The organism is Streptomyces sp. RG80 (assembly GCF_040446465.1).
Classification (GTDB): domain Bacteria; phylum Actinomycetota; class Actinomycetes; order Streptomycetales; family Streptomycetaceae; genus Streptomyces.
Genome location: NZ_JBEAAJ010000002.1, coordinates 879,504 through 894,504, shown reverse-complemented (window position 1 = coordinate 894,504; position 15,001 = coordinate 879,504). Strand labels below are relative to the sequence as shown.

Genomic DNA, 15,001 nt, shown 5'->3' with positions numbered 1-15,001 from the left:
CCTTCGTACGCCGTCACGGGGCCTTTGCGGAGCCGTCGCGGAGCTGTTCGAGGAGGAGTTGGCCGCGGAGTCTTTGAGGGGCCGTCGTGGAGCCCTTCGACAGCGGCCACGCCGAGCCTTTCGGGAGCCGGTCGCGGAGTCTTCGCAGGGCCTCGCCGAGGCGACGGCAGGGACCGGATGGGCAAGGGCGTGGCCGCACGTCCTGGGGCAGGATGGCACCCATGGGACAGCCCCCGAACCCTGGTGAGAGCCCTGTCGATGTCCTCGTGGTCGGTGCCGGAGCTGCCGGAGCGGTGCTCGCGGCGCGGCTCAGCGAGGACCCGGACCGGAGCGTGCTGCTGATCGACTCCGGTGAAATGCCGCGCGGCGAGGCTGAGTTCGGCCCCGACCTGCTGGACGCACGGCTCGTCCCCGGTGCCCGGCCCGACCATCCCGCCACGACCTGGTACCCGGTGCACCTGACACCAAGGCGCCCCTGGCGGGTCCCGCGCGGGCGAGGCCTGGGGGGCTCCACCACCGTCAACGGCGGCTACTTCGTACGGGCCCGGCGCGCGGACTTCGATCGATGGGCCGCCGCCGGCAATCCCGCCTGGGCCTACGACCAAGTCCTGCCGTTCCTACGGGACTTGGAGAACGACTTGGACTTCGGCGAGGCCGGAGACGCAGGTGAGGCCAGAGACGCAGGCGAGTCCAGTGAGGACGCTGCCCGACTGCACGGCCGATCCGGCCCGATCCCGATCCGCCGCAGCTCCCTTTCCCACCCCGCGGCAGAAGCCTTCCGTGCCGCCGCCCGGCAGCTCGGATTCCCCGACGAGCCCGACAAGAACGACCAGGCCCCGCCCGGATTCGGCCCCGTGCCCTCCAACTCCGTTGCCGGAGTACGCCACAACGTCGGCCTCAGCTGTCTGCCGGCCGAGGTTCTCGACCGCCCGAACCTCCACACCCTCGGCGGCACCCGAGCCCTGCGGATCGTCGTCGAGCGCGGCCGCGCCACCGGCGTCGTGGTGGAGCACGAGGGAGCGCGCCGCACGCTGGACGCGAGGACCGTCGTCCTCAGCGCGGGCGCGTTCGCCACCCCGCACCTGCTACTGCGCTCCGGTATCGGCCCCGCCGCCGAACTCGCACGTCACGGCGTCCCGGTCGTGCGGGACCTTCCCGCCATCGGCGCCCGGCTCGGCGACCACCCACAGCTCGTCCTGGACTGGGCGCCGCGCGAAGACCTCGGCGAACCTGTCGACACCTGGCTCGGCGGCTGTCTGCACCTGGCCTCCGCGGTCGAGGCCGGCGGACCGGGTGACATCGAGATCCTCCAGTCCCTGGTCCCCATGGCCGGGCTGGTCGGCGGTGCGGTGCGGGTACCGGGCGCCCCCCTGTCCTTCCTCGTCTCCGTGCAGCGGTCCCGGCCGAGCGGCCGACTGCGCCTGGGCTCCGCCGCGGCTGGCGTGGCCGACACTGCTGCCCACGCCCACGCCCACGCTCATGCCCCTGCCCGTGCCAAAGCCCACGCCCATGCCCGCGCCGACGGCATGCCGGATATCGCATACGGTTTCCTGGACATGGTCGACGACTACCGTCGGCTGCGCGAAGCCGTCCGCACGACCGCCGCCCTGCTCGCCGCCCCGGCGCTATCGGCGCTCTCCGAAGGACTCCTGGACCCCAACCCCCGAACCCTCGACGACGACCGCGCGCTGGACCGCTGGATCTCCGACCATCTGATGACCAGTCAGCACACCTGCGGCACCGTCCCGATGGGACCCGCCGACGACCTCAGGCGGGCGGCGGTCGACCAGTTCGGCCGCGTCCACGGCGTCCCGGGCCTGCGCGTCGCCGACACCTCCATCCTCCCGGACACGCCCCACCGGGGCCCGGCGGCGACCGCGGTACTCATCGGCGAGCTCGTCGCCGACGCGATCCGCCGACAGTCGGCCTGACCAACGGAAAGCTGACCAACGGCAAGCTGAGCGGCGGAAGCCTGACCAGCCGAATCCTGACCGACGGAAAATTCGAGTGCCCCGTCCCCGCCCACCTCCCTACACTCGCCACGCACCCCCACTCCGGGACGGTGCCTGCCATGACGAGGACCGACGAGTGAGGGGAGACCGGCCGTGCGAAATCGCGCCGCTGTCGTCGTTCCCCCGTCGTCGTACGACGTGATCCTCGTGTCCTTCGCCGTCCGGTACCCGCTGCGCGGCCGGTACCGGATGCCCCGGACAGACGCCTGATCATCACCAACTGACAGTCCATGCAACGTCGATGACGTGCTGTCAGAAGCCTCTCGCTGTCGTCCGGGAATCGCGCCGCCCTGTCACACCGCACCCGAAAGGCCATGGGCCGTGCGCACCAACCTCAACACCCTCGCCGTCGTCCGCAACCTGGGCATCCTCGCCCACGTCGACGCCGGCAAGACCACCGTCACCGAGCGGATCCTCTTCGCCACCGGCACCACCCACCGACGCGGTGAGGTCCACGACGGTACGACCGTCACCGACTTCGACCCGCAGGAGCGCGACCGTGGTATCACGATCTTCGCGGCGGCCGTCAGCTGTGCCTGGGACGGTCACCGGATCAACCTGATCGACACGCCAGGGCACGTCGACTTCGCCGACGAGGTGGAGCGCGCGTTGCGGGTGCTCGACGGGGCGGTCGCGGTCTTCGACGCCGTCGCGGGGGTCGAACCGCAGAGCGAGTCGGTCTGGCGGCAGGCGGACCGGTACGGCGTACCGCGGATCGCCTTCGTCAACAAGCTGGACCGCGCGGGCGCCGACCTCGACACCGCCGTCGAGTCGATCCGTGAGCGACTGCATCCGGCACCGCTGGTCGTGCAGCTGCCCATCGGTACGGAGGACGGGTTCCGCGGCGTCGTGGACCTCGTGCGCATGCGGGCGCTGACCTGGACCGACGGCGGCGACATGGTCGTAGCGGAAGTCCCTGACGAACTGCGTGAGGAGGCGGCGCGGCGGCGTCGGCTTCTGGAGGAGGCGGTGGCCGAACGGCATCCGGCCGCGTTGGAGGAATTCTGTATGCGGTCGACACTCGACACGCGGACGCTCGTCGACGCCCTGCGCGACCTGACCCGCACCGGCGACGGAGTCGTCGTGCTGTGCGGCTCGGCCTACCGCAACCGCGGGATCGAGCCGCTGCTGGACGCGGTCGTGGCGTATCTGCCGTCGCCGCTCGACGTGCCGCCCGTACGCGGCACCCTCGGCGACACCCCGCAGGAACGGGCCGCCGATCCGGCGGCGCCCTTCGCGGCGCTGGTGTTCAAGGTGAACGCCACCCCCACCGGGCGGCTCACCTACCTGCGGGTCTACTCCGGAACGATCGAGAAGGGAGACGCGGTGATGGACACCGGTGCGCGGCGCGCCGAGCGGATCGGTCGCATCCTGCGCGTTCAGGCCGACCGGCACGCCCAGTTGGAGCGGGCGGTCGCCGGCGACATCGTGGCCGTGGTGGGGCTGAAGTCGGCGCGGGCCGGGGCGACCCTGTGCGCGCCGGACGCCCCGCTCGTCCTCGAACCGCCGAGTGTCGCCGAACCGGTCGTCTCCGTGGCCGTCGAGGCCGTCCGCTCCACCGACACCGACCGGCTGGCCACGGCGCTGGCCAGGCTCGCCGAGGAGGACCCGTCGCTGGTCGTGCGGACCGACCCGGAGACCGGGCAGACCGTGCTGTCCGGCATGGGCGAACTGCATCTGGAGGTCGCGCTGGAGAAAGTGCGGCGGGACCACGGTCTGGACGTCAACGCCGGTCGGCCGAGGGTCGCGCATCGCGAGACCGTTGTGCGCGGCGTGTCCGGGCATGTCTTCCGGCACGTCAAACAGGACGGCGGCGCGGGGCAGTTCGCGCATGTCGTCCTCGACGTGGAGCCGTGGGACGGTGACGCCGGGTTCGAGTTCCGGTCGGTCGTCGTCGGCGGGCGCGTGCCGCAGGAGTACGTCCGCGCGGTCGAGGCCGGTTGCCGGGACGCGTTGGCCGAGGGGCCGATCGGCGGTCACCCCGTGACCGGGCTGCGGGTCACCCTCACCGACGGGGCGACGCATGTGAAGGACTCCTCCGACACGGCGTTCCGTACGGCGGGCCGGCTCGGGCTCCGGCAGGCACTGCGCGCCTGTGCGACGGTCCTGCTGGAACCGGTTGCCGAGGTCACGGTCACCGTGCCGGAGGCCGCTGTCGGGGGAGTGCTCGGCGACCTGGCGGCGCGCCGCGGCCGGGTCACCGCGTCGGTCGCGCGCGGCGGCTCGGCGGTCGTCACCGCCACCGTGCCGCTGGCCGAACTCTTCGGCTACGCGACCCGGTTGCGCAGCCGGACCCAGGGCCGCGGCACCTTCACGGCACGCCCCACGGGGTACGCCCCGGCACCGGCGGCCGTGACACCGGCCCAGCGATAGAGGCACCAGGGGCGGCCCTCCCGTAGACGACACGGGAGGGTCGCCCCGACTGCCGACTGCCGACTGCCGACTGCCGACTGCCGACTGCCGACCGCCGGCCGCCGCCCGCCCGACCTCCCCCGCGCCCCTCGCTCGGTTCGCCCACCTTCTTCAGGAAGTGAACGCCCCAAGACAGAACGCGCTTTCCCCTCGAACTGCCCTCGCGCAACCCCTTGACGTCCTGAACCCGTGCCATTTAACTCACGTCCTAAATTAAGCCGTGAGTGCATTCCCTGAAGGGACACCAGGAGCCATGCGCAGCATCCGAGCCGCGGCCGTAGGCGCCGTCACCATGTCTCTCGCCCTGGCCACGTCGGCCTGCGGAGGCGGTTCGTCCACGGACGGCGGGTCCAACGACTCGCCCAAGACGCTGACCTACTGGGCCTCCAACCAGGGGGCGAGCATCGAGGTCGACAAGAAGGTCCTCCAGCCCGAACTCGACAAGTTCGAGAAGCAGACCGGCATCAAGGTGAAACTGGAGGTCGTGCCCTGGTCGGACCTGCTGAACCGCATCCTCACCGCCACCACCTCCGGCCAGGGCCCCGACGTCCTCAACATCGGCAACACCTGGAGCGCCTCGCTTCAGGCCACCGGCGCACTCCAGCCGTGGAACGCCGAGAACTTCGCGAAGATCGGCGGCAAGGACCGCTTCGTCGACTCCGCGCTCGGTTCGACGGGCGCCGAGGGCAAGGACCCGGCCGCGGTACCGCTGTACTCGATGGCGTACGCCCTCTACTACAACAAGAAGCTCTTCGCCGACGCCGGCATATCCGGGCCGCCCGCCACCTGGGCCGAGTTGGTCGCCGACGGCAAGAAGCTCTCCAAGGACGGCAAGTGGGGCCTGGGAGCGGAGGGTTCGAACCCGTCGGAGAACATCCACCACGCGTTCGTCTTCGCCAAGCAGCACGGCGCCGACTTCTTCACCGCGGACGGCAAGGCCGACTTCACCAATGACGGAGTGGTGGCCGCGGTCCAGCAGTACGTCGGTCTGATGGCCAAGGACAAGGTCATCGCACCCGGCAACGCCGAGTACGCGCAGAACCAGTCCGTCAGCGACTTCGCCAAGGGCAAGACGGCGATGCTCCTTTGGCAGTCCGCCTCCGCCAACCTCAAGTCGCAGGGCATGAGCGAGGACGACTACGGCATCGCCCCCGTGCCCGTGCGGTCCGGCACCCCGGGCACCGGCGCACAGGTCAACTCGATGGTCGCCGGCATCAACCTGGCCGTGTTCAAGAACACCGACAACCTCGACGGCGCGACCGAGTTCGTGAAGTTCATGACCAGCGACGCGGAGCAGAAGATCCTCAACACCGCGTACAGCTCGATCCCGCCGGTGAAGACGGCACAGGCCGACGCCGCCTTCAACAGCCCGGCCAACGCGGTCCTCAAGGACACCCTCGCCAAGAGTGCCGCCGCGTTGCCGCAGGTCGCCGACGAGTCGCAGTTCGAGACGGCGGTCGGTACGGCGATCAAGGGACTGTTCGCCGACGCGGCCGCCGGACGCGACATCACCGCCGACTCGGTGAAGGCGGCGCTGGAGAAGGCCCAGCAGCAGATGCCGGGCGCGTGATGACCACGACCCTGGAACGCGCCGCACCGAAGGCGCCGCCCGGCGAGAAGCGGCCGGCCCGTCCCGGCCGCATCCGCCGGATCGGACTGCCGTATCTGCTTCTGCTGCCCGCCCTGCTTCTCGAACTCCTCGTCCATCTGGTGCCGATGGGCGTCGGCATCGTGATGAGCTTCAAGGAGCTCACCCAGTTCTACATCCGCGACTGGGGCGCCGCGCCCTGGTCCGGGCTCGACAACTTCAAGGTGTCGGTGGACTTCGACGCCCCCGTCGGCGAGGCGCTGCTGCACTCCTTCCTCGTCACCGTCGCCTTCACCTTGCTGTCGGTCGCCCTGTGCTGGCTGATCGGCACCGCGGCCGCGGTGTTCATGCAGGACACCTTCCGCGGCCGGGGCCTGCTGCGGGCACTGTTCCTGGTGCCGTACGCACTGCCGGTCTACGCGGCCGTCATCACCTGGGTGTTCATGTTCCAGCACGACAACGGCCTGGTGAACCACGTCCTGCACGACCAGCTCGGCCTCACCGACAAGCCGTCGTTCTGGCTCATCGGCGACAACAGCTTCGTCGCGCTGCTGACCGTGTCGGTGTGGAAGGGCTGGCCGTTCGCCTTCCTCATCGTCATGGCCGGACTCCAGAACATCCCAAGGGAGTTGTACGAGGCGGCCGCCCTCGACGGCGCCGGCGTGTGGCAGCAGATCCGCCGGATCACCCTGCCGTCACTGGGCGCTGTCAACCAGGTGCTGATCCTGGTGCTGTTCCTGTGGACGTTCAACGACTTCAACACCCCGTACGTCCTGTTCGGCAGGACCGCCCCCGAGGCCGCCGACCTGATCTCGGTCCACATCTACCAAGCCTCCTTCGTCACCTGGAACTTCGGCACCGGCTCCGCCATGTCCGTACTCCTGCTGCTGTTCCTGCTGCTCGTGACGGGCGCCTACCTGGCACTCACCTCGCGCGGACGGAGGACCTCACGTGCGTGACTCCCAGATGGCGGCGCGACACAACTCGCCGATGGCGCCACCGAGTTCGTTTCTCTGGGCCCGGCGGATCTTCCTCACCCTGCTCGGCGCCTTCGTGCTGGTTCCGGTGTACGTCATGGTCTCCAGCTCGCTGAAGCCCCTCGCCGACGTCACCGGCAAGTTCCGCTGGATACCGAGCGAGTTGACGATCCGCCCGTACATCGACATCTGGTCGACGGTGCCGCTCGCCCGCTACTTCGTGAACTCGCTGATCGTGGCGGGCGCGGCGACGGTCTGCTCGGTGGTGATCGCAGTGTTCTCCGCGTACGCGGTCAGCCGTTACGACTTCCGCGGCAAGCGCGTCTTCACGGTCACCGTCCTGTCGACGCAGATGTTCCCGGGCATCCTCTTCCTGCTCCCGCTGTTCCTGATCTACGTCAACATCGGCAACGCCACCGGCATCGCCCTGTTCGGCTCGCGCGGCGGGCTGATCCTGACGTATCTCACCTTCTCGCTGCCGTTCTCGATCTGGATGCTGATCGGGTACTTCGACTCCGTGCCGCGCGACCTGGACGAGGCGGCGCTGGTGGACGGCTGCGGCCCGCTCAGGGCGCTGTTCCGGGTCGTCGTGCCGGCCGCGATCCCCGGCATCGTCGCGGTCGCCGTCTACGCCTTCATGACCGCCTGGGGCGAGGTGCTGTTCGCGTCGGTGATGACCAACGACACCACCCGCACCCTCGCCGTCGGCCTCCAGGGCTACTCCACGCTCAACGACGTGTACTGGAACCAGATCATGGCCGCCTCGCTGGTCGTGAGCGTTCCGGTGGTCGCGGGCTTCCTCCTTCTCCAGCGCTATCTCGTCGCCGGGTTGACGGCGGGCGCCGTCAAATGACCGACCCCGAAAGGACTTACGTGACCATCGACCTCGCAGCCCTTCCGCCCGACTTCCTGTGGGGCACGGCCACCTCGGCGTACCAGATCGAGGGAGCCGTGGCGGAGGACGGCCGTGCGCCGTCGATCTGGGACACCTTCGCGCACACCCCCGGGAAGATCGCGGGCAACGACCACGGCGACGTCGCCTGCGACCACTACCACCGCTGGCGCGAGGACATCGCGCTCATGCGACAACTCGGCGCCGACGCCTACCGCTTGTCGATCGCCTGGCCGCGCGTCCTGCCGGGCGGCGACGGTCCGGTCAACGCCAAGGGCCTGGACTTCTACGACGAGTTGGTCGACGGACTGCTGGCGGCGGGTATCACCCCGTCCGTCACCCTCTACCACTGGGACCTGCCGCAGGCGCTCCAGGACCGGGGCGGCTGGCCCGAGCGGGAGACCGCCGAGCACTTCGCCGCGTACGCCTCGGTCGTGGCCGCGCGACTGGGCGACCGGGTCGGCCACTGGGCCACGCTCAACGAACCCCTGTGCTCCGCCTGGATCGGCCACCTCGAAGGCAGGATGGCCCCCGGCCTCACCGACCTGACCGCCGCCGTCCGCGCCTCCTACCACCTGCTCCTGGGGCACGGTCTCGCCGTACAGGCCATCCGGGACGCCGTCCCGGACGCCCAGGTCGGCATCGTCAACAACCTCTCCACCGTGCACCCCGCCACCGACCGCCCGGAAGACGTCGAAGCCGCCCGCCGCACGGACGGCCACACCAACCGCTGGTGGCTGGACCCGATCCACGGCCGCGGATTCCCGGAGGGCATGCGGAAGGTCTACGGCGTCGAACTCCCCGAGCGGGCAGGCGACTTGGAGGTGATCGCGGCGCCGCTCGACTGGCTGGGCCTGAACTACTACTTCCCGCAGACCGTCGCCGACGATCCCAGCGGCCCGGCCCCGTACGCCCGTTCCGTTCGCCGCCTCGGCGTGCCCCGCACCGGCATGGACTGGGAGATCGACGCGAGCGGCATCGAGACCCTGCTGCTCCGCCTCACCGAGGAGTACGGCGCCCGCAAGCTGTACGTCACCGAGAACGGGTCCGCCTACCCGGACGCGGTACGCCCCGACGGCACCGTCGACGACCCGGAGCGGCAGGACTACCTGGTCCGGCATCTCGCCGCCTGCGCCTCCGCCGCCCGCCGGGGCGCCCCGCTGGCCGGCTACTTCGCCTGGTCGCTGCTGGACAACTTCGAATGGGCCTACGGCTACGACAAGCGCTTCGGCCTGGTCCACGTCGACTACAAGACCCAGGCCCGCACGATCAAGGGCTCCGGGCACCGGTACGCCGAGATCATCCGGGCGCACCGTGCCCGGGCGCGCCGCGCGGCCTGAGACGGGGCCGGAAGGCCCCGGTGAACGGGGTCCTGGGGCAGGTCGCGGTCCCGCCCCAGGACTCCGCTCTCCTCCTTGCCGCGGGATGAGGCCCAAGGAGCGAGTACCTCCTCGTTCAAATTTGTGTTGCCGCAGGCCAGACGTGCTGAAAGCCTCACCTCATGCCCACCTTCAACGCCCCCGACGGCACCCTCCTCGCCTACCACGCCACCGGCGACGGCCCACCCCTGGTCTGCCTCCCCGGCGGCCCCATGCAGGACTCCGTCTACCTCGGCGACCTGGGCGGCCTCACCGCTCACCGCACCCTGATCCGGCTGGACCTGAGGGGCACCGGCGACTCGGAGACCCCGGCGGACCCGGCGTCGTACCGCTGCGACCGCCAGGTCGACGACGTCGAGGCGCTGCGCAAGGAACTGGGCCTGGACCGCCTGGACCTGCTCGCCCACAGTGCCGGCGCCAACCTGGCTGCCCTCTACACCGCCCGCCACCCCGACCGCGTCGCCCGCCTGGCCCTGATCACGCCGAGCGTGTACGCGGTCGGCGTCGGCATCACCGCCGAGGACCGTCTGAGCACCGCGCGGCTGCGCCGGGACGAGGAGTGGTACGCCCCGGCGTACGCGGCCCTGGAGGCGATCACCGAAGGGAGGGCGGCTCCGGACGACTGGCAGGCCGTCGCACCCTTCTGGTTCGCGCGCTGGAACGAGGAGGCCAGGGAGTTCCGGGCGGCGGAGGAGGAGCAGCGCAACGACGAGGCGGCGGGGATCTACGGCTCCGAGGGGGCCTTCGACCCGGACGCCACGCGCGCGGCGCTGGCCGGATTCCCCGGGCGGGTGCTCGTGCTGGCCGGGGAGGTCGACTTGGCGGGGCCCCAGCGGGCCATCACCGAGTACGCCGGGCTGTTCGCGGACGCCGAACTGGTGGTGCAGGACGGGGCGGCGCATTTCCCCTGGCTGGACGACGCCCGGCGGTTCGTGGCGCACACCGCGAGGTTCTTCGCGTAGGTCGCGGGAGGCCCGTCCGGGCCGCGTTGTCAGTGGCGGCTGTCATGATCCGACGCATGCTCTACGACGATGTGCTCCGGGCGTTGACCGACCCCACCCACGTGCTCGACGTGCGGGTCGGCGACCTGGCCGGGCTGTCCGACGAGGAACTCGGCGGGCTGCTCGCGGCGGCGTACCGCGCGCGCCCCGGGGCCACGGACGCGATGCTCAGGACACGCGTCGCGGTCCACGGGGAGGCCAGGGACCGGGAACCGCGCTACACGCCCGAGGCGTGCCGCCGGATGTTCGAGGCGGTCGCCGCCTGCGCCGAGGACCCCGACGACGTGGTGAGCCTCCGGCCGGCCATGGAGGCACTGGAGCGCTGCACCGGGCCGCGGCCAGAACTCTCCGGCCCCGCCCGCACGCTGACCGAGTACCTGGTGGAGCGGGGGGACGCGACCAACCCGGACTCGCTCCTCACGGTCGCGTCCCTCGCGGACCCCGGAACGCTGGAGAAGGCGGCCGACCTAGTGCGCCGCGACCAGGGAGCCATCGTCATGGACGGCATCGACGTCGCCCTCGCCCTCACCCCCGCCGAGCAAGCACTGCTCGTCCAGGTCGACGGGCTCAACTCCTACCAGCCGCCGCCGAACGCGCCGGATGTCTGGCGGCAGGTGGCCGGGATCCCGGCCTTCGTCGCCTACGCCCGCCGAGCGCTGGAAGCGGCGGCCGACCGTGCCGACGCCATCGGGCGCGGCGAGATCCCCTACCGGGCCGACAAGGCGTTCACGGCCCGCGAGGTCGACCTGCTCGGACAGGCCGCGCGGGTGGCACTGCTGCGCGACGAGCCGTGGCTGCCCGCCGTCTTCGACCGGCTCCTGCCCGGCATCGCGGTCGCGCCGACGGCCGCCAAGACCCTGCCGTCACAGGCCCTGCTGCACGAACTGAGCCGCGCCGCACGGGACTTCCCCACTCCGGAGCTGGTCACCGCGATCCGCACCGCGCGCTCGGTCACCCGGCACGCCGCGGTACCCAAACAGCTCGACAAGCTCCTCAAGCAGATCGAGGCGGCCCTGGCCGAGCGGACCGAGGTGGCGCTGCGGCTGTCGAGGTCCGGGTTCGACGACGACGGTGTCCTGCGCCGCGAGGTGGGTGGCGGCTACACGGCCGTCGTCACGGTCACCGAGAGCGCCGAGCTGACCTGGGAGAAGGACGGCCGCCCGCTCAAGACCGTCCCCGCCCCGGTCCGCCGCGACCACGCAGGCCTGGTCAAGGAGCTGCGCGACCTCGTCAAGCGGGTCGGCATCCAACTCGGCACGCTCGCCCGGGCGTTGGAAGGCGGCTTCACCGTCGACACCGTCCACCCGTACGGCCGATGGCGGACCGAACTGGCCGGACATCCGCTCGCCCGGGCGGTCGTACGGCGGCTGATCTGGGAGGTCGAGGTCGCACCGAGCCAGTGGCGGGCGTTCCTGCCGGCGATCGAGGACCTCCACGACACACCCGACGACACACCCGACGAGGCGCCTGGGGAAGTGCCCGACGACGCCCGCGTGCGCCTGTGGCATCCGATCCGCTCGGACGCCGACACCGTACGGGCCTGGCGGGACCGGCTCGTCGACGGGCGGATACGGCAGCCGTTCAAGCAGGCGTTCCGCGAGATCTACCGCCTCACCCCGGCCGAGGAGGAGACCCGCGTCCACTCCCTGCGCTTCGCCGCCCATCTCGTGCACTACCAGCGGATGGCCGCGCTCTTCCGGGCCCGAGGATGGCGGAGCCGGCTGCTCGGCCCGTGGGACTGCGGGGACGGGGACGCGGCCCTGCGCACCCTGGGTGCGGGGGAGTGGCGGGCCGCCTTCGCGCACACCTACGTGGACTGGGGGGACGGTGGCGGAGTGGCCTCGACGGACCGGGTGAGCTTCGAGCGCCGGGTCGGCGGCGCCTGGCGACAGGCACCGCTCGCCGAGATACCGCCGATGGTGTTCAGCGAGGCGATGCGCGACGTGGACCTCTTCGTCGGCGTGACCTCGATCGCCGCCGACCCCGACTGGACCGAACAGGGGCCGGCCCGCGCCTACTGGGAGCGGGCCGGGTTCGCCGAACTGACCGAGAGCGCCGAGGCCCGCCGCGACGCCCTCCGGCGGATCCTGCCCCGCCTGAAGATCGCCGACCGGTGCACGCTCGACGGCCGCTTCCTGGTCGTCCGGGGCGACCTGCGCACGTACCGGATCCATCTCGGCTCGTCGAACATCCTGATGGAGCCGGACCACTCCTATCTGTGCATCGTCCCTTCGCGTTCCCTGGTCGGCGGCAAGGTCTTCCTGCCCTTCGAGGACGACCGGCTCACCGTGATCCTCAGCAAGGCCCTGCTGCTCGCCGCCGACAGCGAGATAACCGACCCGTCCATCCTCCAACAGATCAGGAGAGCCGCCTGACCCGACGGCTACCGGCCCCGCGACGCCGCATCTCGGCCGCCGTACAACCGAATTCGTCCCGCAGCGCGCGGGCCAGGTGCGTCGGATCCAGCACACCCCAGTGGGCCGCGACGGCGGCGATCGTCCGGTGCGCGAACGCCGGGTCCGACAGTTCACGGCGGATGCGCTTCAGCCGCTCGTACCGCACCCACGCGGTGAAGGGGCGCTCACGGCCCTTGAACAACTGGTGCAGCCAGCGCACCGAGATGCCGTGCCGGGCGGCGACGGACGCCGCGCACAGGTCCGGGTCGGCCAGATTGGCGAGGGTGTAGGCGACGATCCGGTCGACGACGGCGGCGGACTGCGTCTCGACGCGCTCGGCCGGGACCTCGGCCAGGGCGCTGATCAGCAACCCGGTCACGGCGTCGAGCAGATACTCCGAGTGCGGCGCGCCGAGCGTGTCGACGTGGTCGCCGAGCCCCGTCAGCAGCGCCGCGCAGAGGGCACCCATCCCGGCGTCGGTGGGCACCGGCTCCCCGCTGCGGCGGGCCGGCGTCCTCGCGTGCGGGCCGAGCAGCCAGCGGGGCAGGCCGACGACCACGACATCGCAGGGTTCGGGGAGGGCGAGGGTGTAGGGGCGGGTGGTGTCCAGGGCGAGCAGATCGCCGGTGCGCACCGGATGCTGCCGGCCGCCCTGGCTCGCCCATCCGCTGCCGCGCCGGTGCAGGGTGACCTTGAACAGGTCGGGGTCGGTGGAGGACATCGACCGTGACTCGCGCAGCACGCTGTGCGGGGTGCAGCGCACCCGCCCGGCGCTCAGCCGTGTCGTCCCGGCGGACTCGACGACGGCCCGGAAGTCCTGGCTGTCCGGCGCGGTCACTCTGAGCGGGACGAGGAAGCGCGAGACGGTCGTCTGTAATTCCTCGGCCCGCTCCAACCGCGGCAGCCCTGCCGCGTGCCCGTCGTCCATCGGGCCGCTCCCTTCACCGTCGCCTGGCGGCGGCTTCCAGTGAAGCAGCAACCCGGCGCCGACGAGGTGCGCTCAGTGGCGAATCAGCCTGCGCGGCACGGCGGTTGCCTCCCGTGTCCGGCTCCTAGCGTGGAGGGCGACCGAAGGAGGACGGAACGTGGCGGAGTCGGACCGGTTGACGCTCGCCGACGAGCACGGCGTGGGGGCGGACCGGGTGCGTGGGGGCATGGGGGTGGCCCGTGCGGGGGTTGAACCGGGGGGACCGGAGAGTTGGTGTCTGCGGATCCACCCCGAGCGGGCCGACCACGTCCGGGGCGCGGGCTTCCTCGTCGCGCCGGACCTCGCCCTCACCTGCGTCGGTTTCGTGACGGGCGACGATCAGGTCCACGTCCGCACCGCAGGACCGGGTGGAACGGAACACCGCGGCCGGGTCATGGAGGTCCTCCCCGACGCCGACCTCGCCGTACTGCACCTGCCCGACCTCCCCGAGCGCGTCCCACCGGCCCCGCTCGCCCCACCCGGACCCGTACTCCCGGGCACGGCACTGATGACCTACGGGTATCCCGCCGAGTCCGCCGAGTCCGCCGAGTCCGCCGAGTCCGCCGAGTCCGCCGGGCACGGCGATGAGTCCGACCGGCACGGAGCGTGGACGCCGCTCGTCGCCCGCGGAGGCGACATGTCCGGTACGTGTGTCCGGGCCGACGTGCAGGGCCCGGACCCCGCCCCGCTCCACCCGGGATTCCGCGGCGGCCCGGTCGTGGATCTGGGCAACGGACGCGTCGTAGGGATGTCCCGGTCGGTGGAGGCGGCGCACGGCGTCGTCTGGTTCCTGCCGCTGACGGCCATCGCCGCGCACTGGCCGCGGCTCAGGTCGTATCTGCCCGATCCGCTCGACATCGACCCCGACTACCGGCGCGGGAGGGCCGCGCTCGCCGACGGCGACTACCCGGGCGCCGATCGCGCGCTCGCCGCGGCCGCCCGACGTCACCCCCGGGCGCCGGTCCACTACCGGCTCGCGCTCGCGAGACTCGCCCGCCGGTCCCCGCGCACCCTGCGCACCGAGCAACTGGCCGACATCGAAAGCCTCGTACGACGTGCGCTGTGCGCCAATCCCGCCTACGCGCCCGCGGCCGCGCTGCTCGCCGTCCTCAAGGAGGAGGCCCACCGGCCGCCGGATCCACCCGACGAGCCGCCCTACGTCACGGAACTCCACGCCCGCGCCGTCCACTGCGGCCGGGAGGAACTGACCGAACTGCGCACCCACTGCCCGGCCGCCGCTGGGTCCGTGACGTGGTATCTGCTCATCGGGAGGAAGGAACGCGCCTCGTGACCGTGAACGACCGCCGCGGGGAGGGGCCGCCACGCCTGGGGGGAGCGTGGCCGGGGCACGGAACCGTCGTCAGGGGAGGAGGCGAC

Annotated in this window: 10 protein-coding genes; 9 read left to right on the top strand and 1 reads right to left on the bottom strand. The window is 71.6% G+C overall.

What is annotated here, in order from left to right; genetic code table 11:
* Positions 1-221 precede the first annotated feature (221 nt).
* The 8 genes from ABKA17_RS10130 (at position 222) to ABKA17_RS10095 (ending at position 12,636) form a co-directional block, all read left to right on the top strand.
* Positions 222-1,931, top strand: coding sequence for a GMC family oxidoreductase (locus ABKA17_RS10130; protein ID WP_353691575.1), 1,710 nt, complete (start codon positions 222-224; stop codon positions 1,929-1,931).
* Between the two features lie 402 nt (positions 1,932-2,333).
* Positions 2,334-4,385 carry an elongation factor G gene (fusA, locus tag ABKA17_RS10125; protein WP_353691574.1) on the top strand — a complete coding sequence of 684 codons (2,052 nt, stop codon included), beginning with the start codon at positions 2,334-2,336 and terminating at the stop codon, positions 4,383-4,385.
* 292 nt (positions 4,386-4,677) lie between these two features.
* Positions 4,678-5,994, top strand: a complete 1,317-nt coding sequence (locus tag ABKA17_RS10120; RefSeq protein ID WP_353691573.1) for an ABC transporter substrate-binding protein — start codon at positions 4,678-4,680, stop codon at positions 5,992-5,994.
* Positions 5,994-6,971: a carbohydrate ABC transporter permease gene (locus ABKA17_RS10115; protein WP_353691572.1), complete on the top strand. Its 978-nt coding sequence runs from the start codon at positions 5,994-5,996 to the stop codon at positions 6,969-6,971. The genes ABKA17_RS10120 and ABKA17_RS10115 overlap by 1 nt, the downstream gene beginning before the upstream one ends.
* 31 nt (positions 6,972-7,002) lie before the next feature.
* The gene (locus ABKA17_RS10110; protein WP_353691632.1) at positions 7,003-7,842 is read left to right on the top strand and encodes a carbohydrate ABC transporter permease; all 840 of its coding nucleotides are present in this window, start codon (positions 7,003-7,005) and stop codon (positions 7,840-7,842) included.
* The gene (locus ABKA17_RS10105) at positions 7,839-9,221 is read left to right on the top strand and encodes a GH1 family beta-glucosidase (protein WP_353691571.1); all 1,383 of its coding nucleotides are present in this window, start codon (positions 7,839-7,841) and stop codon (positions 9,219-9,221) included. The genes ABKA17_RS10110 and ABKA17_RS10105 overlap by 4 nt, the downstream gene beginning before the upstream one ends.
* A 161-nt stretch (positions 9,222-9,382) precedes the next feature.
* Complete coding sequence (locus ABKA17_RS10100; protein WP_353691570.1) at positions 9,383-10,222, top strand: alpha/beta fold hydrolase; 840 nt, start codon at positions 9,383-9,385, stop codon at positions 10,220-10,222.
* A 56-nt stretch (positions 10,223-10,278) separates the two neighbouring features.
* Complete coding sequence (locus tag ABKA17_RS10095; protein WP_353691569.1) at positions 10,279-12,636, top strand: DUF4132 domain-containing protein; 2,358 nt, start codon at positions 10,279-10,281, stop codon at positions 12,634-12,636.
* Here ABKA17_RS10095 and ABKA17_RS10090 read toward each other — a convergent pair.
* Positions 12,620-13,585: an AraC-like ligand-binding domain-containing protein gene (locus tag ABKA17_RS10090; RefSeq protein WP_353691568.1), complete on the bottom strand. Its 966-nt coding sequence runs from the start codon at positions 13,583-13,585 to the stop codon at positions 12,620-12,622. The two genes, ABKA17_RS10095 and ABKA17_RS10090, sit on opposite strands and share 17 nt — an antisense overlap.
* A 157-nt stretch (positions 13,586-13,742) precedes the next feature.
* Between ABKA17_RS10090 and ABKA17_RS10085 the strand changes: the two genes are divergently transcribed.
* Positions 13,743-14,915: a S1 family peptidase gene (locus ABKA17_RS10085; protein WP_353691567.1), complete on the top strand. Its 1,173-nt coding sequence runs from the start codon at positions 13,743-13,745 to the stop codon at positions 14,913-14,915.
* The last annotated feature ends 86 nt before the right edge of the window (positions 14,916-15,001 follow it).

Excerpts from the sequence above, each read along its gene's own strand:
- ABKA17_RS10090 (WP_353691568.1), bottom strand. The coding sequence starts at position 13,585 with ATGGACGACGGGCACGCGGCAGGGCTGCCGCGGTTGGAGCGGGCCGAG.
- ABKA17_RS10105 (WP_353691571.1), top strand. The coding sequence starts at position 7,839 with ATGACCGACCCCGAAAGGACTTACGTGACCATCGACCTCGCAGCCCTT.
- ABKA17_RS10130 (WP_353691575.1), top strand. The coding sequence starts at position 222 with ATGGGACAGCCCCCGAACCCTGGTGAGAGCCCTGTCGATGTCCTCGTG.
- ABKA17_RS10110 (WP_353691632.1), top strand. The coding sequence starts at position 7,003 with ATGGCGCCACCGAGTTCGTTTCTCTGGGCCCGGCGGATCTTCCTCACC.
- ABKA17_RS10120 (WP_353691573.1), top strand. The coding sequence starts at position 4,678 with ATGCGCAGCATCCGAGCCGCGGCCGTAGGCGCCGTCACCATGTCTCTC.
- ABKA17_RS10095 (WP_353691569.1), top strand. The coding sequence starts at position 10,279 with ATGCTCTACGACGATGTGCTCCGGGCGTTGACCGACCCCACCCACGTG.
- ABKA17_RS10100 (WP_353691570.1), top strand. The coding sequence starts at position 9,383 with ATGCCCACCTTCAACGCCCCCGACGGCACCCTCCTCGCCTACCACGCC.
- ABKA17_RS10115 (WP_353691572.1), top strand. The coding sequence starts at position 5,994 with ATGACCACGACCCTGGAACGCGCCGCACCGAAGGCGCCGCCCGGCGAG.